This window comes from Enterobacter sp. CFEC122 (assembly GCF_052983755.1).
Genome location: NZ_JBRIQR010000002.1, coordinates 281,577 through 304,590 on the forward strand (window position 1 = coordinate 281,577; position 23,014 = coordinate 304,590).

Consider the following 23,014-nt stretch of genomic DNA (forward strand, 5'->3'; position numbering starts at 1 on the left):
TTCGCCTTACCCGGCCTACAAAAACCGAGAACACAGGCCGGGTAAGCGCAGCGCCACCCGGCAACAAGGGCTACTTCGTGACGCGATCGTACCAGACCATATCCGCGTTCAGCCCCTGCTGATACCCCTTCACGTTATCGCGCACCACGATCTGGGTTTTGCCCTGATCGACGAACACGTACGGCGAGCTCTGCTGCAGCTGTTCCTGCATCTTCTTGTACAGATCCAGACGTTTCGCCGGATCCGGCTCGGCTACCGCCGCCAGCGTGGCCTTGTTCAGCTCCGGAATTTTCCAGCCGTTCAGACCGGCCACGGTGCTGGACTTCCCGTCGTTCCACGCGAAGGCGCTGGCGTTGGAGTGCGCATCGAAGTAGTCCGGGATCCACAGACGGATCGCCGCCTGATGCTGCTTCGCGCGCACGCGGGCATAGACCTGGCTCCCGGCGGCAGGCAGCAGATCCACCTTCACGCCACCCTGCGCAAAGCTCGCCTGCATCGACTGGGCGATGGTGATAAACGGCGGCTTGTTCTCCACGTCCAGCGTGAAGTGCGCGTCCTTAATGCCCGCTTTGGCGAGGATTGCCTTCGCTTTTGCCGGGTCAAATTTAAACGGATTGTCTTCCAGCGCGCCCGGCAGGCCGACCGGCAGGAAGCTCTGGTGAACAAAATACTGGCCTTTCAGCAGGTTCTTCGTGATGCCGTCATAGTCGACCAGCCAGCGCGACGCTTCCCAGAACGCCGGGTTGTTCAGCAGCGGATTGGCGCTGTTGCCGGTGTTAAACACCAGGTAATTCTGCTCGGCGGACGGGATGCTCAGCACCTTCACGCCCGGCTTGCCGTCCAGGGCGCTAATCTGGTCTGCACCCAGATCGCGCGCCACGTCCGCATCCCCCTGCTGGATCAGCAGGCGGCGTGAAGCCGGATCGGGGACGTTCTTAATGATGATGCTTTTGAGCTTCGGCGCGCCGCCGGGGGCGGAATCGTTGGCTTCCAGCACGATGGCCTGATGCGGCTGGTAGACGCGCATTTTGAACGCGCCGCTGCCCGCCGAGTGCATTTTCAGCCACGCGTTACCGAAGTCGTTATCCTTGACGTTCGCGGCGACCTCTTTTTCATCGACGATAGAGGCAATCGGCGTGGAGAGGATATTCAGCGCCACCGACGGGCTGACGTCCGCCGTCCAGTGAAGCTGGAGGGTATGATCGTCCACCTTTTTCAGCTGGCTGGCGATGTTGCTCGCGTCCCAGCCCAGCACGTTGAGGATAAAGGCCGGGGATTTGTTCAGCGTCACGGCGCGGGTATAAGAGAAGATCACGTCTTCCGGGCGCAGCGGGTTGCCGGAGGCGAATTTCGCATCGGGTTTAAGCTTGATGGTCAGGGTTTTTGCTGCCGCGTCCGCGTCCCAGCTTTCTGCCAGAACCGGCGTGATTTTTTCCGGATTATCGCGGTCCGGCTGCACCAGACGCTGGTACAGGCTCGGCACGGTCTGGATGCTGGAGAGCTCGTTGGCTTCGGCCGGGTCGAGGCTCACGATGTCATCAAGCCCCTGGGCAACCACCAGCGTGTTGGGCGGCGCCTGAGAGCGCAGCCAGCACCAGTAACGGCAACAGTTTTTTTGTCATAGCGATCCCTGAGAAGAATATATTGTGATTGTTTTATGCTCCGCTACGTTAGGGCGACTGTGACATTCCACAAAGTCGAAATTCAGCTTTACTTATGCCTTCCGGGAATATCGCATGCGCTCGGGCTATTAAAACACGCTGCTTTTCGCCTGCTTTTTAACCTGCTATAACAAATGCCTTACCTTTCAGGGAGTCACCGCCGTGCCCGAAATCAATCAACATGGTCAAACCGTTAACGATATCGTTCCCGACTGGAAAGGCGCGCGCGCGTTAACCCGCACGCCGCTGTTCGGCCAGTATTGTCGCCTGGAGCCGCTGGACGCCGATCGCCACGCGGCCGATCTCTTTGAGGCCTACGCGCTGGGTGACGACAGCGACTGGACGTGGCTTGCCAGCACGCAGCCCATGAGCGTGGAAGCCACCGCGCACTGGATCATGGCGAAGGTCATGGACGATGAGCTGGTGCCGTTTGCCGTCATTGACTTACGCAACGAACGGGCGGTGGGGCTGGTGAGCTATATGGCCAACGAGCGGCTGCTGGGGTCGGTGGAAATTGGTCACGTCACCTGGTCGCGCAAAATGAAAGGTTCCCGCATCGGCACCGAAACGGTGTGGCTGCTGCTGAAAAATGCGTTTGAGCACGGCTACCGGCGCCTCGAGTGGAAGTGCGATTCCATGAACGTGGCGTCGCGCAGGGCGGCGGAGCGGCTGGGGTTTGTCTGGGAGGGACGCCTGCGCCAGAAGCTGGTGCGTAAAGGGCGCAACCGCGACAGCGATATGCTTTCTATTATTGACGGCGAATGGCCGCAAAGAGACGCGGAGCTGCGCGCCTGGCTGGCGGCAGAGAATTTTGACGAGGAAGGGCGGCAGATAAAGCGGCTTGAGGCGTTTCGGTTATAAGTTTTTTATGTAGGGTACAGCGTAAACGCGCGGTTAATCCGCGGAAATCGCGATTTCAATCAGGTTGGTTTTTCCTGACTGCAGGCCGCGCGTTACCGCTTCGGCGATATCCGCAGCTTCGGTCACCCGGCAGCAGTGGACGCCCATGGCGGTGGCCAGCGACTGAAAATCGATATGCGGGTTCACCAGGTCCATCCCGATAAAACGCCCCAGCCGCGTTGAGCTGTAGTCAGCCTGGCTCTTCATAAAGTTTTTCAGGATGTTGTACTCCCTGTTATTCATGACGATAAAGGTGACCGGCAGATTTTCGTGTGCCGCCGTCCAGAGCGCCTGCGGCGAGTAGAGGGAAGCTCCGTCACCTATCAGGCAGACCACCGGCTCCCGTCCGCGTCCCAGCGAGTGCCCTACTGAGGCAGGCATCCCCCAGCCCAGTCCGCCGCCGCGCATAAAGTAGTAGCGCTGGTGCTGCTGGTCAGAGATGAACCGGCGGACATGCCTGGCGGTCGCTATCGCCTCATCCACGATGGTGGTACCCGCCGGAATGGATCGGATGACTTCCCAGGCTGCGACCATCGGGGAGATCGCCGGGCGTAGCCGCTCGGCGGCCAGACGTTCCTCCTGTTGCTGCCACTCCTTCTCCCGTTCATCGCGGGCCGCAACCAGCAGCCGCTGGTGGACCAGCCTGCTGGCGATCAGGCGCTGCTTAAGCTTTGGCAACAGTTCGTGCAGGGACAATTTGATATCTCCCATCACCGAAAGGCGAGTGGCATAGGTGCGGCCAAGTTCGTGCATATCCGCCGAGAGCTGATACACCGCGCAGGTCGCCGGAATGGCCTCCCCCTCGCTGTACAAAATAGTGATCAGGCTTCTGCCGCCGATGATGAATACGGCATCGTAGGCGTTGATGATGCTGGCGATTTCGCTGGCGGTGGTGGGCATATTGCCCCGCCAGAGCGCGTGCTGAGTGGGAAAAGGTAAATTCAGCGGCCAGGAGGAGCCGTAGACGTGGGCGCTGAGTGCTTCCGCCAGCTCGACAATCTCCTGCGTCGAGCCGCTGGAGTGCACCTCATCGCCCGCCACAATCATGATCCTGCCGGGCTTAACCTGGCTCAGTTCTTCGGCCAGCTCGTCCAGCGAGCCCGCCACGGTGTGGTAGTTCACTCTCGACGCCGTCTGTATCCCGGCATCGCTCAGCTCTTCCATCACGTTCATCGGCAGAGAGAGCAGCACCGGGCCGCCAGGAGGATAGCTGGCAGCGTGAAACGCGCGGCGCACCAGCACCGGGAGCTGGTCGGCGCTGGTGACCTCCTGCGCCCACTTCATGACCGGAGAGCCGATGGACACAATATCATCATACAGCAGCGGGTCGCGGACGTAGTGCCGCGTATCCTGCTGTCCAACGGTCACCACCAGCGGGGTTTTCATGATCCGCGAATTAATGAGATTCCCCATCCCGTGCCCCAGACCGCTGGCGGTATGCAAATTGATAAAACCGGTCTTGCCTGAGGCTTTCGCATAGCCGTCGGCAATCGCCACCACGGTGCTCTCCTGAAGCGCCAGAATATAGTGAATATTTTCATGGCGAAGCAGGGCATCAATGAGCGGAAGTTCGGTGGTGCCGGGGTTGCCAAAAATATATTCCACGCCTTCACTCTCCAGCACTTCAAGAAGAATATCGGCACCCGTTCGCATATTGAGATCTGATAAGGACGTTAATGATTTAATCATACTGACACCTCATTCAGTATTATTTAACGCAGGCTAAAATTCTTCCTGCGTTGGACGCACAACAATTTCATTAATATCAACGTCGCCAGGCTGTTCTATGGCAAATAAAACCGCGCGGGCAATTGCGTCAGCCGGAATAGCCTGCTTATAAAATTCATGGAGAAATTTTTTACTCTCTTCGTCAGAGCTGCCGAATTGCAGTTCGCTTTCGACGGCGCCGGGCGAAATAAGCGTCGTGCGGATAGTTTTACCCGCCTCCTGACGTAAGCCTTCACTCAGCGCGCGGACGGCGAATTTTGTGGCGCTGTACACCACGCCGCCAGGTGCCAGCACCTTGATGCCCGCGACGGAGGCAACGTTAATAAAATGCCCGCAGCCCTGACGCTGGAACACCGGCCACGCGGCCGCGATGCCGTACAGCACCCCTTTCAGATTGGTGTCAATCATCTTGTCCCATTCGTCGGTTTTCAGCTCGCTCAAGGGGGCGATAGCCATAAAGCCCGCGTTGTTGATTAGCACATCCACGCGCTGGTAGGCGGCAACGGCAGCGTCAATGGCGCGCTGAACCTCTTCCTGACGGGTCACGTCGGCCTTCACGGCTATCGCCTTGCCGCCTTGCTGAATAATCTGATCCACCAGGGCATTAATTCTGTCCCGACGGCGCGCCACCAGCACCAGCGAAAACGCGTTATTCGCTAAATGGAGGGCAATCGCCTGACCAATACCGCTGCTGGCACCGGTAATGACAACAACCTTGTTTGCACTATTATTCATGATCTTATCTCGCTATTGAGTGATGCAAAAAATAAAAGGCAGAGAAGCATTAATGAATAATGACAAATTCATTAATGCGGTTTTTGATATATTGTGTATCGGGAATAAAATGATGTTCGTTTAAAACTTAATGGAGTACGCAAGAGTCTGTCAATGTCGTTTTTTAATAATTACATTAATTACAGGCTTAATATTTAATTCTTATAGGTAACCGAGAAAAGTATATAAATGAAATGGGGGCACGATAGCGGCCCTGCGAACAGGGCCTGAGAATTACAATTTGCCACTGTAAAGCACCGGGCCTGTGGGGAGTCCAGTGGGCGATCCGCCCTCTGGTTCAAGGCTTATGGCTATCGTGGCGTCAGGAGGGAGCGTTGTGTTCCTGAGGGTGACGCGTGTCGGTATGTCGTTATGCAGCAGCCCCATGGAGACCGGCGCCTGCCCGCCTGGGATCAGCCAAAGCTGGAGGCTGTGTTGCGCCGCGACGGCCGTCGGCCGAAGAGGGGCAATGCTCAGGTGCTGGCGGCTGGCATCCGCGCTGACGACCCATTCCCCGTGCTGTTGGGCATCGTTGAGGACCATCAGCGGAGCGAGTTCCGGGGTACGGATGGCATACCAGGCAACGACCGACAGGGCGGCGAGGGAGGCTGCAACCATCCAGCCGACATAAGGCCGACTTTTGCGTAAAGGCTTTTTGGGCGGCAGATCGAGGGCGATTCTTTTCCACACCGTCTCGGGTGGAGGGATGGGCACAAGATGACTATCCAGCGTGCTGAACATTTTCTGCCAGTACGCGACGCGGGCGGCCAGAGCCGGTTCACGGAGGACCCTTTTCTGGAACTGAAGCCGCGCCCCTCCGCGCAGGGTGCCGAGGGCATACTCTGCTGCCAGCATGTCGTCGCGTTTTTCTGCGTCATTCATAGCCCCACGCACTCCCGAAGATGATCCATTGCCCGACGTATCCAGCTTTTCACCGAGCCCACGGGCTGGTGGAGCCAGTCGGCAATGTCGCTGTGAGACATTCCCTGATAGTAGGCGAGCGTAATGCTCTGGCGCTGCTCGCTGCTCAAATGTTCGAGACAATGCCTGAGCCGCTCAGCCTGCGCATCGTCGTGCCAGTTATTCTGCTCATCGCTTTCGCTCAGCAGAATATCTTCCGAATACGCCTCTTCACGGGCTGCAGCCCGGGTTTGCCCGCTGCGCAGCCAGTCAATACAGCGGTTGCGAACAATATGCGTAAGCCAGGTCATCGGGGAGCTCAGGGTAGCGTTATAGGTTTCGGCTTTACTCCAGACGGTGACAAAACAGTCGTGAAGGATCTCTTCTGCCCAGGCGCGGTCGCGCAGCATGCGCAGCGCAACGGCAAACAGGTGAGGCGATGTGAGTCGGTAAAGTTGTTCAAATGCGCGGCGATCGCCGTTAGCGATCGCCTGCATTAATTTCAACTGCTGTTCAGCCAGCGCGTTATCCATGTTTTTTCCGGAAGGCAACGTCACACTTCCGAAGTATAGACAACTACTTAGGCATCAGGACGGTATCAATCACATCGATCACGCCATTTTTCTGATGGACGTCATAGGTGCTGATGTTCGCCACGTTACCTTTACCATCCTTGAGCTGAATATTGTGCGGGCCGTTACTCATGATCCACAGCGGTTGACCGTTAACGGTCTTCAGCTCCGCGTGGCCGCCGCCCTGTTTAATTTTCTGCTCCAGCGCTTTCATATCGTAATTACCGGCGACCACGTGATAGGTCAGAATGCTGGTGAGCGTGGCTTTGTTTTCGGGTTTGACCAGGTTCTCGACCGTGCCGGCAGGCAGTTTCGCAAACGCCGCATTGGTTGGGGCAAACACGGTGAAGGGCCCTTTGCTCTGGAGCGTATCCACCAGCCCGGCCGCTTTGACGGCGGCCACCAGCGTAGTGTGATCTTTCGAGTTCACGGCGTTTTCAACGATATTTTTGCTCGGGAACATCGCCGCTCCGCCCACCATCACGGTGTCTGACGTCATGGCTGCTGATGCGCCTGCACAGAAGAGTATCGCGCTGGATACGAATGCAACACTGAGTAGCTTTTTCATCATTTATCCTCGGATTAAGGAGCAAAGGCGTTGCTCACATACTCATATACGAGGGGCGGGGGGAAACTGGATGCAGGGAAATGAAAATAAATTTGTGGCGGGGAAGTGAATCCCCTCTCCCCGGTGGGGAGAGGGCAAATGACTTAGCGTCTCACCGGTGCCCCGTTCGCCACATAATACGCCGCCGTGCTCTTCGCCAGCGGCTCGCGACCGCGAATGGCATCGGCAATCTTCTCGCCAATCATAATGGTGGTGGCGTTCAGGTTGCCGGTGATGATCTGCGGCATAATCGACGCATCCACCACGCGCAGCCCTTCCAGCCCGTGAACGCGGCCTTCACCGTCAACCACCGCCATCTCGTCATAGCCCATCTTGCAGGTGCCGCACGGGTGGAAGGCGGTTTCCGCGTGGTTGCGCACGAACTCGTCCAGCTGCTCGTCGGTCTGGCAGTCAATACCCGGACTGATTTCACGGCCGCGGTACTTGTCCAGCGCGGGCTGGTGCATGATCTCGCGGGTGATGCGGATCGCGTCGCGAAACTCCTGCCAGTCCTGCTCGTGGGACATATAGTTGAACAGGATCGCCGGATGCTGGTGCGGATCGCGCGACTGGATGCGCACGTGTCCACGGCTCGGGGAGCGCATGGAGCCGACGTGGCACTGGAAGCCGTGTTCTTTCACCGCGTTCGAGCCGTTGTAGTTAATCGCCACCGGCAGGAAGTGGTACTGAATGTTTGGCCACTCAAACTCCTCGCGGCTGCGGATAAACCCGCCCGCTTCGAAGTGGTTGCTCGCGCCCACGCCGGTGCCGCCAAACAGCCACTCCGCGCCAATCTTCGGCTGGTTCCACCACTGCAGGGCAGGGTAGAGGGAGACCGGCTCTTTACATTCGTACTGGAGGTACATCTCCAGGTGATCCTGCAGGTTTTCCCCCACGCCGGGCAGATCGTGTACCAGCGGGATATCGAACTGCTTCAGCAGGTCAGCGTTGCCCACGCCGGAACGCTGGAGGATCTGCGGAGAGGCAATCGCCCCGGCGCTCAGCAGCACTTCTTTTTTTGCCGTCGCTTTGGATGGGATGGTGCTTTCACCCTCCAGCCACTCGACGCCCACCGCGCGTTTGCCCTCAAAGAGGATGCGATCGGTCATGGCTTGGGTGCGGATGGTCAGGTTCGGACGCGGTTTCGCCTGATCCAGATAGCCGCGCGCGGTGCTGGCGCGTCGGCCCTGCGGCGTGACCGTGCGGTCCATCGGGCCGAAGCCCTCCTGCTGATAGCCGTTAAGATCGTCGGTGCGCGGATAGCCCGCCTGTACGCCCGCCTCCACCATCGCCTCGAACAGCGGGTTCACGCCCGGTTTCGAGGTGGTAACGCTCACCGGGCCGTCGCCGCCGTGGTAGTCGTTCGGCCCCACGTCGCGCGTCTCTGCCTTGCGGTAGTAGGGCAGGCAGTTGAGGTAGCTCCAGTGCTCCAGGCCCGGCTCTTTCGCCCAGTGGTCGAGGTCCATCGCGTTACCGCGGATGTAGCACATGCCGTTGATCAATGACGAGCCGCCCAGCCCTTTGCCGCGTCCGCACTCCATGCGGCGGTTGTTCATGAAGGGTTCTGGCTCGGTTTCGTACGCCCAGTTGTAGCGCTTGCCCTGCAGCGGGAACGCCAGCGCGGCGGGCATCTGGGTGCGGAAGTCAAATCGGTAATCCGGTCCGCCTGCTTCAAGCAGCAGGACGGTGGTGTTCGGATCTTCAGTCAGTCGTGTAGCCAGCACGTTGCCGGCTGAGCCGGCCCCGATAATGATGTAGTCAAATTGCAAATAAACCTCCCGGTTAAAATATGGACTGGAATTTACCCATCTCAACCTGGATGGACTTCACCTGGGTGTAGCTCTGCAGCGTCATCACGCCATTCTCGCGGCCAATGCCGGAGTGCTTGTAGCCGCCGACCGGCATCTCTGCGGCGGATTCACCCCAGGTGTTGATCCAGCAGATGCCCGCTTCGAGCTGATGAATGGCGCCGTGGGCGCGGTTCAGGTCGGCCGTAACGATGCCTGCCGCCAGCCCGTAGTCGGTGTCGTTGGCGCGGCGAATCGCTTCTTCATCGGATTCGTAGGTGAGGATGGACATCACCGGGCCGAAGATCTCTTCGCGCACGATGGTCATCTCGTCGGTGCAGTCGGTGAACACGGTTGGGGCCACCCACGCGCCGTTATCGAAGCCTTCGCCCTTCAGCACGTCGCCGCCGCACAGCACGCGCGCGCCTTCCTCTTTGCCTTTGGCGATGTAGCGCATCACGCTGTCGCGGTGCGGGAAGCTGACCATCGGGCCAAAGTTGGTGTTTTCATCGAACAGATCGCCCGCGCGGATGCGGCCCACGCGCTCGACGATTTTCTGCTCAAACGCTGCTTTAAATTTCGCGGGCACGAACACGCGGGTGCCGTTGGTGCACACCTGGCCGGAGCTGAAGAAGTTGGCCATCATGGCGATGTCCGCCGCGAGATCCAGATCCGCATCGTCGAAAATAATCAGCGGCGATTTGCCGCCCAGCTCCATCGTCACCTCTTTCAGGGACGAGGCCGCGGCGTTCGCCATCACTTTTTTGCCGCTGGCGACGCCGCCGGTAAAGGAGACTTTGGCGATGCCCGGATGCTCGGTCAGGTACTGGCCGGTCTCTGCGCCCACGCCAGGCAGGACGTTAAACACGCCGTCCGGCAGGCCCGCTTCGGTGTAGATCTCGGCAAGCTTCAGGGCGGTAAGCGGCGTCACTTCGCTCGGCTTGAAGATCATCGCGTTGCCCGCCGCCAGCGCCGGGGCCGATTTCCACAGGGCGATCTGGATCGGGTAGTTCCACGCGCCGATGCCCGCCACCACGCCCAGCGGCTCGCGGCGGGTGTAGACGAATGAGGTCTCACGCAGCGGGATCTGGCTGCCTTCCAGCGCCGGGATCAGCCCCGCGTAGTACTCCAGCACGTCCGCGCCGGTGACGATGTCGACGGTGGAAGTTTCGGAATACGCTTTACCGGTGTCGAGGGTTTCCAGCTTTGCCAGCTCGTCGTTGCGCTCGCGCAGGATGTCGACGGCGCGACGCAGAACGCGGGAGCGCTCCATGGCGGTCATCGCCGCCCAGATTTTTTGCCCGCGTTTTGCGCTTTCCACGGCGCGGTCGACGTCTTCACGCCCGGCGGCCTGTACGGTCGCCAGAACGTCACCGTTGGCCGGGTTGATGGTCTCGAAGGTGCGACCGCTGGTGGCCGATGTATAACCACCATTGATATAAAGCTGCTGTTCTGCCATTCGGGACATAAATTCTCCTCGGTTAGTCGGTCGGTAAATGCTGGCTGATAAAGTGGCTGGTCAGTGACTGGGCCAGGGTCTTATCCAGCGGTTTGCCGCTCAGCGCGGCGCGCAGCCACAGCCCGTCGATCAGCGCCGCCAGCCCGTAGCCCGCCTCCTGGGCCTGCTCGCGCGGAAGCTCGCGGCGGAACTCGTACACCAGGTTCGACAGCAGTCGGCGGCTGCTCACCTGCTGCAGGCGGTAGAGCATGGGCTGATGCATGCTGCTTGCCCAGAAGGCCAGCCAGGCCTTCATCGCCGCGCTGCTTACCTGGGTCTCATCAAAGTTACCGCCGACAATCGCCTGCAGACGCTGCTCCGCGCTGCCGTTCGGCAGGGCGTGCAGGCGGCTTAATACCGCATCGCGCAGCTGGCCGGTGATGTCGCGCATGGTCGCTTCCAGCAGACCGTTTTTGTCTTTGAAATAGTGACTGATGATCCCCGTGGAAACGCCTGCCCGACGGGCGATCTGCGCGATCGTCGCGTCATGCATTCCCACTTCATTTATTGCTTCCAGCGTGGCGTCGATAAGCTGCCTGCGCCGGATCGGCTGCATCCCCACTTTGGGCATTATTGCCACTCCATTCATCAGCGTTGGTTAACCATTAAAGCGGTTTTTGATTGGACGTTCAATATAAAATGTGTCTTAATTGTTGCGGATTTGGATTTTAATAGTTACAAAAACAGTGAGGATACTGGATGACAGACCTTTCACAGGACAGAGAAAAAGACAAAATCAACCCGGTCGTTTTTTATACGTCCGCCGGGCTGATTTTGTTGTTTTCCCTGACAACGATCTTCTTTCGCGATTTTTCTGCCGAGTGGATTGGGCGCACCCTGAACTGGGTGTCGAAGACCTTCGGCTGGTACTACCTGCTGGCGGCGACGCTCTATATCGTCTTTGTGGTCTGCATTGCCTGCTCGCGCTTCGGCTCCGTGAAGCTCGGGCCAGAGCAGTCCAAGCCAGAATTCAGCCTGCTGAGCTGGGCCGCGATGCTGTTTGCCGCGGGCATCGGCATTGATCTGATGTTCTTCTCCGTGGCGGAACCGGTCACGCAGTATATGCAGCCGCCGGAAGGGGCAGGGCAGACGATGGAGGCCGCGCGCCAGGCGATGGTCTGGACGCTGTTCCACTACGGCCTGACCGGCTGGTCAATGTACGCCCTGATGGGCATGGCGCTGGGATACTTTAGCTATCGTTATAATTTGCCCCTCACCATTCGCTCCGCGCTGTACCCGATTTTCGGTAAAAAGATTAACGGCCCGATTGGCCACAGCGTCGATATCGCGGCGGTGATCGGCACCATCTTCGGTATTGCGACCACGCTCGGGATTGGCGTGGTGCAACTCAACTACGGGCTGAGCGTGCTGTTTGATATTCCGGATTCGATGGCGGCGAAAGCGGCGCTGATTGCGCTCTCCGTCATTATTGCCACCATTTCGGTGACGTCGGGCGTCGATAAAGGCATCCGCGTGCTCTCCGAACTGAACGTGGCGCTGGCGCTGGGCCTCATCCTGTTCGTGCTGTTTATGGGCGACACCTCATTCCTGCTCAATGCTTTAGTGCTGAACGTGGGCGACTACGTGAACCGCTTTATGGGCATGACGCTGAACAGCTTCGCCTTCGACCGCCCGGTGGAATGGATGAACAACTGGACGCTCTTCTTCTGGGCGTGGTGGGTGGCGTGGTCGCCGTTTGTCGGCCTGTTCCTGGCGCGTATTTCACGTGGCCGCACCATCCGTCAGTTTGTGATGGGCACGCTGATTATCCCGTTCACCTTTACCCTGCTGTGGCTGTCGGTGTTCGGCAACAGCGCGCTCCATGAGATCATCCACGGCAAAGCAACCTTTGCACAGGAAGCGATGGCGCACCCGGAGCGCGGCTTCTACAGCCTGCTGGCGCAGTACCCGGCGTTCACCTTTAGCGCCTCCGTGGCGACCATTACCGGCCTGCTGTTCTACGTCACCTCGGCGGATTCCGGCGCGCTGGTGCTGGGTAACTTCACCTCGAAGCTGAAGGACATCAACAGCGACGCGCCGAACTGGCTGCGCATCTTCTGGTCCGTCGCCATCGGCCTGCTGACGCTCGGCATGCTGATGACCAACGGCATCTCGGCGCTACAGAACACCACGGTGATCATGGGGCTGCCGTTCAGCTTCGTCATCTTCTTTGTGATGGCCGGGCTGTATAAATCGCTCAAGGTGGAAGATTACCGCCGCGTCAGCGCCAGCCGCGATACCGCACCGCGTCCGATGGGCGCGCAGGACAGGCTGAGCTGGAAGAAACGCCTGTCGCGCCTGATGAACTACCCGGGCACGCGCTACACCAAACAGATGATGGAGACGGTCTGCTTCCCGGCAATGGAAGAGGTTGCGCAGGAACTGAAGCTGCGCGGTGCGTACGTGGAGCTGAAAAACCTGCCGCCGGAGGAGGGTGAAACCCTGGGTCACCTGGATCTGCTGGTGCACATGGGCGACGAGCAGAACTTTGTCTACCAGATCTGGCCGCAGCAGTACTCGGTCCCCGGCTTTACCTACCGGGCGCGCAGCGGGAAATCGACCTACTACCGGCTGGAAACCTTCTTGCTTGAAGGAAGCCAGGGGAATGATTTGATGGACTACAGCAAGGAGCAGGTGATTACGGATATTCTGGACCAGTATGAACGGCACCTGAACTTTATCCATCTGCACAGGGAAGCGCCGGGGAATAGCGTGATGTTCCCGGATACGTAAGTTACTTTTTACAAACGCGCAATATAAGGCAAGTGTCTATCGGCACTTGCCTTTTTTATCTCTTGAGTTTGCTGGCAGAACTCATCACGGGAAGGGAAGAAGGAATGTGCCGGAATAATGTTAATTTTCATCAAAAAAAATTGATCTGAGTGTGATTTCTCATGATGTAATTGATTTTTAATAGGTTTTTTATTATTCACACGAGAGGGTGTTAGAGTTTTGTAAAGAAAATTCAGGTTTTGTATTGGGCGTTTTACTAAAACTCAAAGTTTTGTCATGAATAATCTTAAATTAACCCTATTAAGAAAAGGTTTAATTCCTTTTCTTTACTCTACTAACTTATTGATTTGACTTATTGATTGTTTATTGTTTGGTTTTTTGTTCTGTTTTGTTAATTATAATGGATGAATATGCTTGTGTAATAATTTCGTTAAAAATTAGTGTTGGATTTATACATTTTTTTATCAAAAGGGTTTTTATACTTAATAATGTTAAGTTAGTGGTTGAATATTTCTAATAGAGGCGAAGTTGTGATTTTTTATCTTGATAAATCTGTCTCATTGTCACATTTTCTTCATTCAAATACCATCTTCTACAAATCAGGCGAACACTGATTACCCAGTGCGGAGGAGGAGATGTCAAAGAAATGAGAACGATAAGCCCCTAAGGAGTGGTTGTGCCTTTTGTCTCTGACGAACTTCTGTATGGATACACCATTTTCCAGCATCTGGAATACAGGCCAACAACGCGCACGCTAATTAATATCAAAAATGGCCGAATCAAAAGATTTGGTACAACGAAAGCCAGATTGTTTGAGTATTTATTGTCAGGAATGGATGAAGGAATTGTCTACGATAATGACATCATCGTACATGTTTTTGAAGATCATGGGTTGCGGTGCTCCAGATCTTATCTACTGTCCATGATTAAAAAAATTCAAAATGCGTTTAATACCGTCGGCTTTGAGCGGTATCCCTTTGCAAGGGTTGATGGAAAAGCTTATGTAATCGATAGGTCTTGCTTAGAGCGCATATATGTTGTCAAAACTTCATCTTAATCATGTTATGTGAATTAAAAAAAAGGAATGAACGTTGACGACGCTACTGGTGTTCACTCGGAATTTTGCAATGAGGCAGGCCATTCAGGGCTTATCCTCAGCGGACAAAGCGGTATTCTTTTTTGATAACCGCCTTGAGTTTATCGTCTGTGCAACGATCCTGGATAAGCCTTGCATTTTGATTGATGCAATTGATGAAACAACAGATAACATAAGGTTGTTGTATTCTCGGCTCGCGGCCAGAGGATTATCGCGACGAACCTATTTTATTTCACCAGAAGAAAACACAGGCAATAGCTATTTAAAACTCTTCTGGCTGGTTACGACGATCAAAGAGTTGAAGGCGCTTTGCGATCGCGCAGCGAAACTCCCCGCAACGGAAAAACCCTGGGAAGTAGCCGATGTTATTTACGACAGGTTATCGGTAAAGTTATCGCCAGAACATCTGGACTTTCTGATGACGCTATACGATGCGTCGACCGGGAAATATCGTTGCAATGACCGCGATGACATTAATAAAAACTACTATTTAAGAAAGCGACTTGCATTAGGAAGCAGTTCAGAGATGAAACAGCTCATCGTTATTTTATCCACTCAGGCTTATCACCATCCTTGTCTAAAATCAGCCTGACTGGGCAATAAATAATACATTAACTGGTTTAGCGGACTTATTCCGCTGTTCCTGCATTGACATGACGTCAATGCAGATAATGTTCAATCCTAAGGATAAAGCTATGCAAACTAAAGTTACCCGTGTAATTCGTAATGTACTGACGGCCGCTGCCGTGAGTGGAATCACCTTTGCCGCTCAGGCGGCCGATGGAAAAATTAATTTCACCGGCACAATCCTTGATTCGGCCTGTACGATTGAATCCAGTACGGCGAATCAGACCGTTAACCTTGGGAAAATCCCTAAAAGCTCGTTCAGCGCGGCCGGATCTGTTGCTGCTGCAACCCGCTTCAGCATTATGTTGAACAATTGCCCCGCGGCCGTTACCTCTGCATCTATTAAGTTTGATGGTACTGCGGACAGCTCTGACACCAGTATTCTTGCGCTGAACAGCGATCAAACGGCGAAAGGTGTAGGCGTTGCGTTTTATGAAGAGGATGGCATTACCGCGATCCCTCTGGCAACCCAGTCGAAGAGCATCACCCTTGACACCAGCGCAGGCGAAGATGCCGCAAACAGCAATAAGATGACCTTCGTGGCCAAATATAAGGCAACGCAGGCTGCCGTGGTGGCGGGTACGGCAAACGCGACGTCAGATTTTACCATTACCTATCAGTAATATCCCGGGCGTACCTAAGGTGCGCCCCGTTGTCTCTTGCTGAAATATTGGGAACGTATGATGAGTCAACTTATTCGAACGATTGCGTTATCAGGCGTTTGCCTGCTCTCTCTACCGGTTCAGGCCAGCATAACCGTCGGGGGGACACGCTTAATTTATAATGGAAATGAAAGCGAAGCCTCACTCCCGGTGAGTAACAGTCGGGATGCCGTTCCCTATTTAATTCAGTCATGGGTTGAGTTAGGTGAAAACTCGAAGGAGAAGGTTCCTTTTATCGTTACGCCGCCCCTGTTCCGCCTAGACGGAGGCCATGAAAATACGCTGCGGATCATTTATACCGGTGAAAAAACACTGCCTGATAATCGCGAATCTATCTTTTGGCTAAACGTTAAGTCTATTCCCTCAATGACCCGGTCAGATGAAAATCGGCTGCTTATTGCCGTTAAGACGCGTATGAAAATTTTCTATCGCCCTGCGGCGCTGGCGTCTGAAAAATCCGGTGAAGCATGGACGAAATTAAAGTTTGAGACGCGCGGTGAACACCTGGTGATTAATAACCCAACGCCGTTCTACGTTTCTCTTTATTCATTAACGATTGGCAATAAAACGATTGCGCAGCCGCCGATGATTTCACCCTTTAGTTCCGCAACGGTGGCCGGCAGTGGAACGCAGGTGGCCTGGAAAGCCATAAATGATTTTGGTGGCGTAACGACAGAAAAGCGCCAGATGCTGAAATAAAAAATATTAACAATACGCTATGTCACTCGCGCAGGTAAGCAAAGTGAATACTGTTCCTTTTTCTCGATATGGTTTTTTCTCTGGCTCGTGGCCTAACCGCGTAAGTCGACTCTCGACGATAGCGCTTTTTATTTCGGGCGTTTTTCCCGCAGCTGCGGGCGAACTCTATTTTATGGCCGATGCGCTTGAAAAAACACACTCGACTTCTCAGGGCATCGATCTGGGCCGCTTCGAGCGGGGAGAACAGTTACCCGGCACCTACAGGGTGGAAATATGGCTTAATGAAAATTATATCCGAACGGAAAATATCTCTTTTGTATCTGTTAACGGCGTCGGGCTGGCGCCGGAGCTTAACCGGAGCGTGCTGGAATCACTTGGTGTCAGGGTCAAGGCATTTCCTGAATTATCCATGCTGCCTGCCGAGGCAATAATTACCGATCCCGGCGCATTTATACCGGATGCCTCCACCCGGCTGGATTTTGACAGGCAGAGACTGGATATCTCTATCCCTCAATCGGCGCTTAACGCGCGGGCACGCGGCACCGTTGATCCGTCGCGCTGGAACCAGGGCATTTCTGCACTGCTGGTAAATTACAGCATCAACGGCTCGCGCAGCTGGAGCCGGGACGGTGAGGCGCAGGATCAGCTTTACACCAATCTGCAAAGCGGTATTAATGCGGGACCGTGGCGCCTGCGTAACTACAGCACCGTGACGAAGAACAACGGAAAGCAGTCGTTTTCGTCGTTGAATACGACCCTGAGCCGCGACGTCCAGTTTTTGAGAGGGCAGTTTCAGGTCGGGGAAACCAGCACCCCCGGCGACGTGTTTGACAGCGTGATGTTTCGCGGCGCCCAAATTTTTTCCGATGACACCATGTTGCCGGAAAGCATGCGCGGCTTCGCCCCCATCATTCGGGGGATCGCCCGCACCAACGCCACGGTTACCGTGAAGCAAAACGGCTACACGGTTTATCAAACCTACGTGGCGCCTGGCAGCTTTATCATTCGCGATCTTTATCCTACGTCAGCGAGCGGCGATCTGGATATTGTCGTCACCGAAGCCGACGGCAGCGTCCAGCATTTCGTGCAGCCTTTCTCCGCGGTTCCCGTCATGCTGCGGGAAGGCCGCGTGAAGTATGCGCTGAGCACAGGCGAGTTTCGAACGACGAAGCATGGGGCACATACGCCCACATTTGGCCTGGGCACGTTGGCTTATGGCCTCTCCAATAATCTCACGCTGTACGGTGGCATCCTGGGGGCAAGTAACTATGCGTCCGGCGTGCTTGGTTCCGGCCTCAGCTTTGGCGATATAGGCTCACTATCGGCGGACGTTACCCTTGCCGAAAGCCAGCTCGTTGAGGAGAAAAATCGCCGCAGCCGGGGACAGTCCTATCGGGTGCAGTATTCAAAAACGGTGGCCACGACCGATACCACCGTGACGCTCGCAAGCTATCGCTACTCCACGGAAGGCTTTTATACCTTCCAGGAGGTGAATGAATTCAGCAGCCAGCGCTACAACAAGCGAAGCCGACTGCAACTCAACCTCAGCCAGTCGCTGCAAAGCTGGGGAAATTTTTATATTTCGGCATACCAGCAGGACTACTGGGGCAGACAGGGCTATGAGCGCAACGTCAGCACCGGCTTTAACACCAGTATTCGCGATATCAATTACTCGCTCGGCTACACCTACAGCGAAACGCCGGGCAAAGACCGTAGGGACCAGATTGTAGCCTTTAACTTACAGGTGCCGCTGAGCAAATGGCTGCCGCAAAGCTGGGCCAGCTATAGCGTGAATATGCAAAAGAACGGTCCTGAGACGCACCTGGTGGGTCTGAGCGGCACCGCACTCTCTGATAATAACCTGAGCTACCTTGTTCAGCAGGGCTATACGTCGTCTGGCGGAGAATCGAGAAGTTCCCTAAGCGGAACCTATAAAGGCGGCTACGGTACCGTAAGCGCAGGCTACAACTACAGCCGACAGAACAGTCAGCTGAACTTCGGTCTGCAGGGGGGGATTGTCGGCCACGAGCATGGCGTGACGTTCTCTCAGCCGCTGGGGGATACCATTGTGCTGCTAGAAGCGCAGGGCGCATCAGGCGTGAGCGTGCGCAATAACCCTGGCGTTAAAACGGACTGGCGCGGATATGCGGTAGTGCCCTATGCCAGCGCTTATCAGGAAAACCGGATTGCGATAGACATCGGTTCGCTGGGGCCGGACGTGGATGTGGACGAATCCGTAGTCAACGTCGTACCTACGCGCGGTGCCGTAGTGCGAGCGACGTTCAAAGCGAGAACGGGGTTCCGGGCTCTGATAACGTTGCTGTATCAGAACTCGCCGGTGCCCTTTGGGGCCATGGTAAAGCTTAACGGAAGCGATGCGATGAGCATTGTTGGGAGCGACGGAGAGGTCTATATGAGCGGCCTGAACGACGGTGACAGCATAACGGTACAGTGGGGAGCGAAAACCTGTCGCGCCAAAATAAACTTGAACGCCTTACCGGGTAAAATTCAGCGTACCGCTGCGACGTGTCGTTAAATTTCTCATTGCGTTAATACGTATTATTACTTTTACGAGAGAAGGCCTACGCCTTGCCTGAAATGAAGGAACATATCATGTCCACCGTATTTAAAATCGCGACGGCAGCCGTGGGATGCGCTGTCTCTCTGAATGCCTTTGCGCTGTGTTCTGCAAACGACGTAGCGGTCAACTTCGATCACAATATTGTCGTTCAGCGGGATGCGCCGGTTGGAACGGTATTAGCAACGATAATTACCAGTAACCCCATAAAATGTGACCCTGAGGGTCAGCAAATCGGATACGATGGCTCGTGGTTTATTCAGCTCTCCGGGGCGAATACGGATTACGGCGCCTCGCCGCTGGCAAACGTGCGGGCGACAGAGGTTCCTGGCATTGGCATCCGGTGGAAGAACTTTTCCAGCACCACGCAAAGTAGCGAATTTGTCACCAGAATGGACCTCAATAACCCGAACTGGAGGCGAGGGATCCTCCAGGATGGTGTATCAACGTTCACGGATACTTTTGAGCTGATCAAAACCAGCACTACCCCGGAGACGGGCTCAATACCCGCTCTGGCGATAAATATGGAATACAGTACTCCGAGAAGTAATAACATTATGCGCCTGCCGCTTTTTAAATATATATTTTCGCCGATGAATATAAGCACTGCATCCTGTCAGATTGAAGATAAAAATTTGAATATTAATATGGGAATTGCGCTATTACCGAAGTTTAACGGCGTCGGCAGCACCCAGAATCAGGTGACATTTTCCATACCGCTTATCTGTAGTGCACAGACCGCAGTGAATGTGACGTTGGATAATGTCAGCCCGCTTGCCGATCCTGTTAACGGAGTTTTGGGGTTAAACAGCAGTTCGACGGCTACAGGTTTGGGCATTCAGCTAAAATATAACGATTCGCCCGTGCAGTTCGGCAAGCTTATTAAATACGGCACGACGACCTCGGCAGGAGAAATCGTCAATATTCCCTTTAAGGCCGCGTATTATATGACCTCTGCGAATGCTCGATCAGGCTCGGTGAGCGCCACGGCGTCGTTTACTATGACCTATCGTTAACGCATTATTTGAAATACCCTCGCATCCGGCCTGTTCTGCGCGGTTTCCACCGAATGCCTGAAAGATAACAGCCGAATCAAGCAGAATGGGTTATGGGGATCATTTTTTCAGGCATGTTTGGTGTCGGGTTGAGCCTCTGCATTCCCGTCGGCAGGAGAGCCTTACAGCAGAGTGATCGCCTGTTCGCCGTGCTGTCGCCAGTGAAGGGTGAAGGCGGTGGCTTTGGCGTATCCTGCGCGTTGAAGGGTTAATGCCAGGATAAGCGTTTTATCGTCGAGCTGTGTGACGCGAGTGCTGTCAAACCCCATCCAGGACTGTACCTTCGGAAAGAGGGCTTTGAACAGGCTCTCTTTGGCGCTAAACGCCAGCGTCAGGGCGAGGGGGAACGGAAAACCTGAGCAGGAAAGGACGAGCTCTTCCTGGGCATCAATTACGCCGTCTTTTATTTCCTGAGCTTCATTCTCGGAGAGGATCGTTTCGCAATCGATGCCGATAATCGCCGGATGGTCGCATGCCACAACCGCCATCGCCTGCGTGCCGCTGTGGGTGATGCTCCCTGAAACGCCTTCCGGCCAGAGCGGTTCACCGCTGGGGCCGATGCCGGGCACAGTGTGGTCAGGTAAGGCATGCGCGGCGGCGATGCGGCCTGCCAGATGCTCGGCTTTGCGTTTGCGCCCGGCGTTTGCAAGCTCAGCGTGGTGGGGGAGCCAGAGGAGATCGGCGTCGGTGAAGGTGGTTGGGTCGAAGGTGACGTGGTGTACGGTATGGCCGGCGAGAATGAACGTGCGGTGGGTGGTGTGCATGGTTTCCCCTCTATCAATAAATAGTGCGGCCTGATGCCCTCACCCAGCCCTCTCCCACAGGGAGAGGGCGGCGTTGTTGCCTTTATCAGAATCGCGTATTCACGCTCATATACCACGTGCGGCCTGGCTCATTATAGGTATAAGCCCCCGCGCCGTACATATACGCGCCGGTGGTGGCGTTCCCGGTCGTCTGGGCATTACCCGCACGCCACTGACGCTTGTCGAAGACGTTATCCACGCCGCCGGTCAGGCTGACGTTTTTGGTCATGTCCCAGGTCGCGCTCAGACCAACGATGCTGTACGGGCTGACTTCATCTTTCTCAGACCCGGTCACTGGCTGACCTTTGTAGGTGTACTTCTTCGGCTGCTGCTTGCCGTACCAGGTAAAGGTCGACTGGAGCGACACGTCCTGATGAACCTGCCAGCTCAGGGTCGAGTTCAGCGTGTACTCCGGAATGATCGACAGACGGTCGCCGGTCTCCTTGTTCTTGCTCTGCAGCATGTAGGTGATGTTGTTGGTCCAGTTAATGGTGTCGCTGACCGGCACGTTCAGGGAGCCTTCCAGCCCTTCAACCACCGCTTTCGGTACGTTTTCCCACTGGTAGATATCCGTCTGCACTTTACCGGACGAGGTGTGGCCGATCGGCGCGTAGCCCGCTTCGATCTTGTTGCGGTAGTCGTTGCGGAACCAGGTCACGCCCGCCAGCCAGCCGTCGCGCTTCCACTCCAGACCAATCTCTTTGTTGATGCTGGTTTCGGCCTTAAGATCGTCGTTACCCATCATGTAGCAGCCTACGCCGTCGGAGCTGGCGTAGCAGCCCTGACCTTTGCTGTAGAGCAGGTAGTTCGGGTTGGTCTGATACAGGCTCGGCGCCTTATAGGCGCGGGCGATGCCCATCTTCAGCGTGAAGTCATCCCCCAGACCCTGCGACAGGTTCAGGGACGGGCTCCAGTTGTTGCCGACGATGGTGTGGTGGTCGAAGCGCAGGGCAGGGGTCAGCATGGTGCTGTCGGTCAGCTCCATGTTGTTTTCGGCGAACAGAGAGAAAATCTCTGCCGAAGTGTACGGGCTGCGGTCATTGCTCATGCCCGGAATGGTGCCGCCCTGCTGAGTTTGGGTGAAGGAGGTTGAGTCCTTCATGCGCTGCTGGTTCCACTCGGTGCCAAGCGTCAGGTTCTGGTTAACGAGGAAATCAATCGGCAGGTTGATTTCGCTGTGCAGCATCACGTCGGCCAGATCGGTGTCGGTGAATTTATTGCTGTTGAACAAGCCTTCCGTACCGCCCGCCAGCCCTTCACCCAGACGGGAGTTGCGGGTGTGCTCGTACTGCGCCCAGTTGCTGGTGGTAATGCCGTTATCCCAGCCGCCGTTCCAGGTCACCGCGAAGTTCTGGCGATAGATACGGTTGGTTTCTTTGCCGTAGTTCTTTTTCACCAGGCCGCTGGAGCTGTTGTCGTTGTTAGTGTTCTGGGTATCACCGGCGTAGAGGTTGTTCTGGCGGCTGTAGCCCGCCTCAAATTCCAGAGACTGCATCGGCGCAAAGTCCCAGCGCACCACGCCGTTGATGTCTTTATTTTCTACACCCTCGCGGCCAGCAGGCAGCGTGTCGGCGTAGGCACCGGTACGGTCAGACTGGTGACCCTGGTTGATGTCCCACGCGTCGGCCTGGGTTTTGTCCAGGTTACCGAACATGCGGAAGCTGAAGTCGCCGCCCAGCGGGCCGCTCAGGCTGAAGTTGGTGCGTTTGGTGGAACCTTCATCCTTGTGCTCAGGCGCATTCAGGTAGGTGTTCCAGGAGCCGTGCCACTGGTCGTCGAATTTTTTGGTGATGATGTTCACCACGCCGCCTGCCGCGCCGTTGCCATAGCGCGCGGCGGCCGGACCGCGGATCACTTCGATGCGCTCGATCATCTCCGGCGGCACCCAGCCGGTATCGCCGCGGGTGTCACGCTCGCCGCGCCAGCCCAGACGGATGGAGTTACGGCTGGTCACCGGCTTGCCGTCGATCAGGATCAGGGTGTTTTCTGGCCCCATGCCGCGGATATCAATCTGACGGTTATTCCCGCGCTGGCCGCTGGTGGAGTTACCGGTCAGGTTAACGCCCGGCATGGTGCGGATGATTTCCGCCACGTCGCGCGCGGGCGGGTTTTTGCGGATCTCATCGGCGGTGATGGTCGATACCCCCGGCGCCTGCAGATTCTGCTCGGCGGCGGTGATCACCATCGTATCTTCGTGCTGCGCAGAGGCGGTGTTGTCGTCTGCCAGAGCAGGCAGCGCGACGCCATAAATCCCTAAATTGACCAGCAAGGCCAGAGAGTGAATCTTCTTATTCATTGTACGTCCTGCTTTTGTGGTTGTTTTATGAGCGCTTC

At 55.9% G+C, this 23,014-nt stretch carries 18 protein-coding genes and 2 pseudogenes; 9 read left to right on the forward strand and 11 right to left on the reverse strand.

From position 1 onward, the window contains the following. Window positions 1–70: 70 nt before the first annotated feature. Window positions 71–1,622, reverse strand: a pseudogene (locus ACVCAM_RS03215) (ABC transporter substrate-binding protein). 201 nt (window positions 1,623–1,823) lie between these two features. On the opposite strand from ACVCAM_RS03215, the gene ACVCAM_RS03220 reads away from it, so the two are divergent. Beyond that, window positions 1,824–2,522: a GNAT family N-acetyltransferase gene (locus ACVCAM_RS03220; RefSeq protein ID WP_046092627.1), complete on the forward strand. Its 699-nt coding sequence runs from the start codon at window positions 1,824–1,826 to the stop codon at window positions 2,520–2,522. 33 nt (window positions 2,523–2,555) lie between these two features. Here ACVCAM_RS03220 and ACVCAM_RS03225 read toward each other — a convergent pair whose 3' ends face one another. The 8 genes from ACVCAM_RS03225 to betI all read right to left on the reverse strand — a co-directional run bounded on the left by ACVCAM_RS03225 (window position 2,556) and on the right by betI (window position 10,998). Continuing rightward, on the reverse strand, window positions 2,556–4,250 hold the full coding sequence (locus tag ACVCAM_RS03225) for a thiamine pyrophosphate-binding protein (protein ID WP_025912678.1): 1,695 nt from the start codon (window positions 4,248–4,250) through the stop codon (window positions 2,556–2,558). Window positions 4,251–4,283: 33 nt separating this feature from the next. Beyond that, complete coding sequence (locus ACVCAM_RS03230; protein ID WP_025912679.1) at window positions 4,284–5,024, reverse strand: SDR family oxidoreductase; 741 nt, start codon at window positions 5,022–5,024, stop codon at window positions 4,284–4,286. 273 nt (window positions 5,025–5,297) lie between these two features. After that, window positions 5,298–5,945 carry an anti-sigma factor gene (locus tag ACVCAM_RS03235; protein ID WP_025912680.1) on the reverse strand — a complete coding sequence of 216 codons (648 nt, stop codon included), beginning with the start codon at window positions 5,943–5,945 and terminating at the stop codon, window positions 5,298–5,300. Next, entirely contained in the window at window positions 5,942–6,496 is a 555-nt protein-coding gene (locus tag ACVCAM_RS03240) for an RNA polymerase sigma factor (RefSeq protein WP_025912681.1), read from the reverse strand. The genes ACVCAM_RS03235 and ACVCAM_RS03240 overlap by 4 nt, the downstream gene beginning before the upstream one ends. A 43-nt stretch (window positions 6,497–6,539) precedes the next feature. Next, window positions 6,540–7,103 carry a fasciclin domain-containing protein gene (locus ACVCAM_RS03245; protein WP_023326865.1) on the reverse strand — a complete coding sequence of 188 codons (564 nt, stop codon included), beginning with the start codon at window positions 7,101–7,103 and terminating at the stop codon, window positions 6,540–6,542. 143 nt (window positions 7,104–7,246) lie between these two features. Next, entirely contained in the window at window positions 7,247–8,911 is a 1,665-nt protein-coding gene (betA, locus tag ACVCAM_RS03250; protein WP_407223155.1) for a choline dehydrogenase, read from the reverse strand. A 13-nt stretch (window positions 8,912–8,924) separates the two neighbouring features. Continuing rightward, the gene (gene betB, locus ACVCAM_RS03255) at window positions 8,925–10,397 is read right to left on the reverse strand and encodes a betaine-aldehyde dehydrogenase (protein WP_407223156.1); all 1,473 of its coding nucleotides are present in this window, start codon (window positions 10,395–10,397) and stop codon (window positions 8,925–8,927) included. 13 nt (window positions 10,398–10,410) lie between these two features. Then, complete coding sequence (gene betI / locus ACVCAM_RS03260) at window positions 10,411–10,998, reverse strand: transcriptional regulator BetI (RefSeq protein WP_008500977.1); 588 nt, start codon at window positions 10,996–10,998, stop codon at window positions 10,411–10,413. A 128-nt stretch (window positions 10,999–11,126) separates the two neighbouring features. Here betI and betT point away from each other — a divergent pair, with 128 nt between their 5' ends. The 8 genes and pseudogenes from betT to ACVCAM_RS03300 form a co-directional block, all read left to right on the forward strand. Continuing rightward, window positions 11,127–13,160 carry a choline BCCT transporter BetT gene (gene betT / locus ACVCAM_RS03265; RefSeq protein ID WP_407223157.1) on the forward strand — a complete coding sequence of 678 codons (2,034 nt, stop codon included), beginning with the start codon at window positions 11,127–11,129 and terminating at the stop codon, window positions 13,158–13,160. 676 nt (window positions 13,161–13,836) lie between these two features. Beyond that, complete coding sequence (locus tag ACVCAM_RS03270; RefSeq protein ID WP_025912684.1) at window positions 13,837–14,217, forward strand: hypothetical protein; 381 nt, start codon at window positions 13,837–13,839, stop codon at window positions 14,215–14,217. Between the two features lie 34 nt (window positions 14,218–14,251). Next, window positions 14,252–14,848, forward strand: a complete 597-nt coding sequence (locus ACVCAM_RS03275) for a hypothetical protein (RefSeq protein WP_447093528.1) — start codon at window positions 14,252–14,254, stop codon at window positions 14,846–14,848. A gap of 103 nt (window positions 14,849–14,951) precedes the next feature. After that, window positions 14,952–15,506: a fimbrial protein gene (locus ACVCAM_RS03280; RefSeq protein WP_025912686.1), complete on the forward strand. Its 555-nt coding sequence runs from the start codon at window positions 14,952–14,954 to the stop codon at window positions 15,504–15,506. Between the two features lie 57 nt (window positions 15,507–15,563). Continuing rightward, entirely contained in the window at window positions 15,564–16,244 is a 681-nt protein-coding gene (locus ACVCAM_RS03285) for a fimbrial biogenesis chaperone (RefSeq protein WP_025912687.1), read from the forward strand. 172 nt (window positions 16,245–16,416) lie between these two features. Then, on the forward strand, window positions 16,417–18,780 hold the full coding sequence (locus ACVCAM_RS03290; RefSeq protein ID WP_025912688.1) for a fimbria/pilus outer membrane usher protein: 2,364 nt from the start codon (window positions 16,417–16,419) through the stop codon (window positions 18,778–18,780). A gap of 77 nt (window positions 18,781–18,857) precedes the next feature. Beyond that, window positions 18,858–19,838, forward strand: a complete 981-nt coding sequence (locus ACVCAM_RS03295; protein WP_025912689.1) for a fimbrial protein — start codon at window positions 18,858–18,860, stop codon at window positions 19,836–19,838. 24 nt (window positions 19,839–19,862) lie between these two features. Continuing rightward, window positions 19,863–19,987, forward strand: a pseudogene (locus ACVCAM_RS03300) (metal ABC transporter permease); the annotation flags it as partial. Window positions 19,988–19,999: 12 nt separating this feature from the next. On the opposite strand, the gene entD reads toward ACVCAM_RS03300, so the two are convergent. Together entD and ACVCAM_RS03310 are read right to left on the reverse strand one after the other, a co-directional pair. Next, window positions 20,000–20,641, reverse strand: coding sequence for an enterobactin synthase subunit EntD (gene entD, locus ACVCAM_RS03305; RefSeq protein ID WP_032667564.1), 642 nt, complete (start codon window positions 20,639–20,641; stop codon window positions 20,000–20,002). Between the two features lie 85 nt (window positions 20,642–20,726). Beyond that, window positions 20,727–22,976, reverse strand: coding sequence for a TonB-dependent siderophore receptor (locus ACVCAM_RS03310; protein ID WP_407223158.1), 2,250 nt, complete (start codon window positions 22,974–22,976; stop codon window positions 20,727–20,729). Window positions 22,977–23,014: the final 38 nt, after the last annotated feature.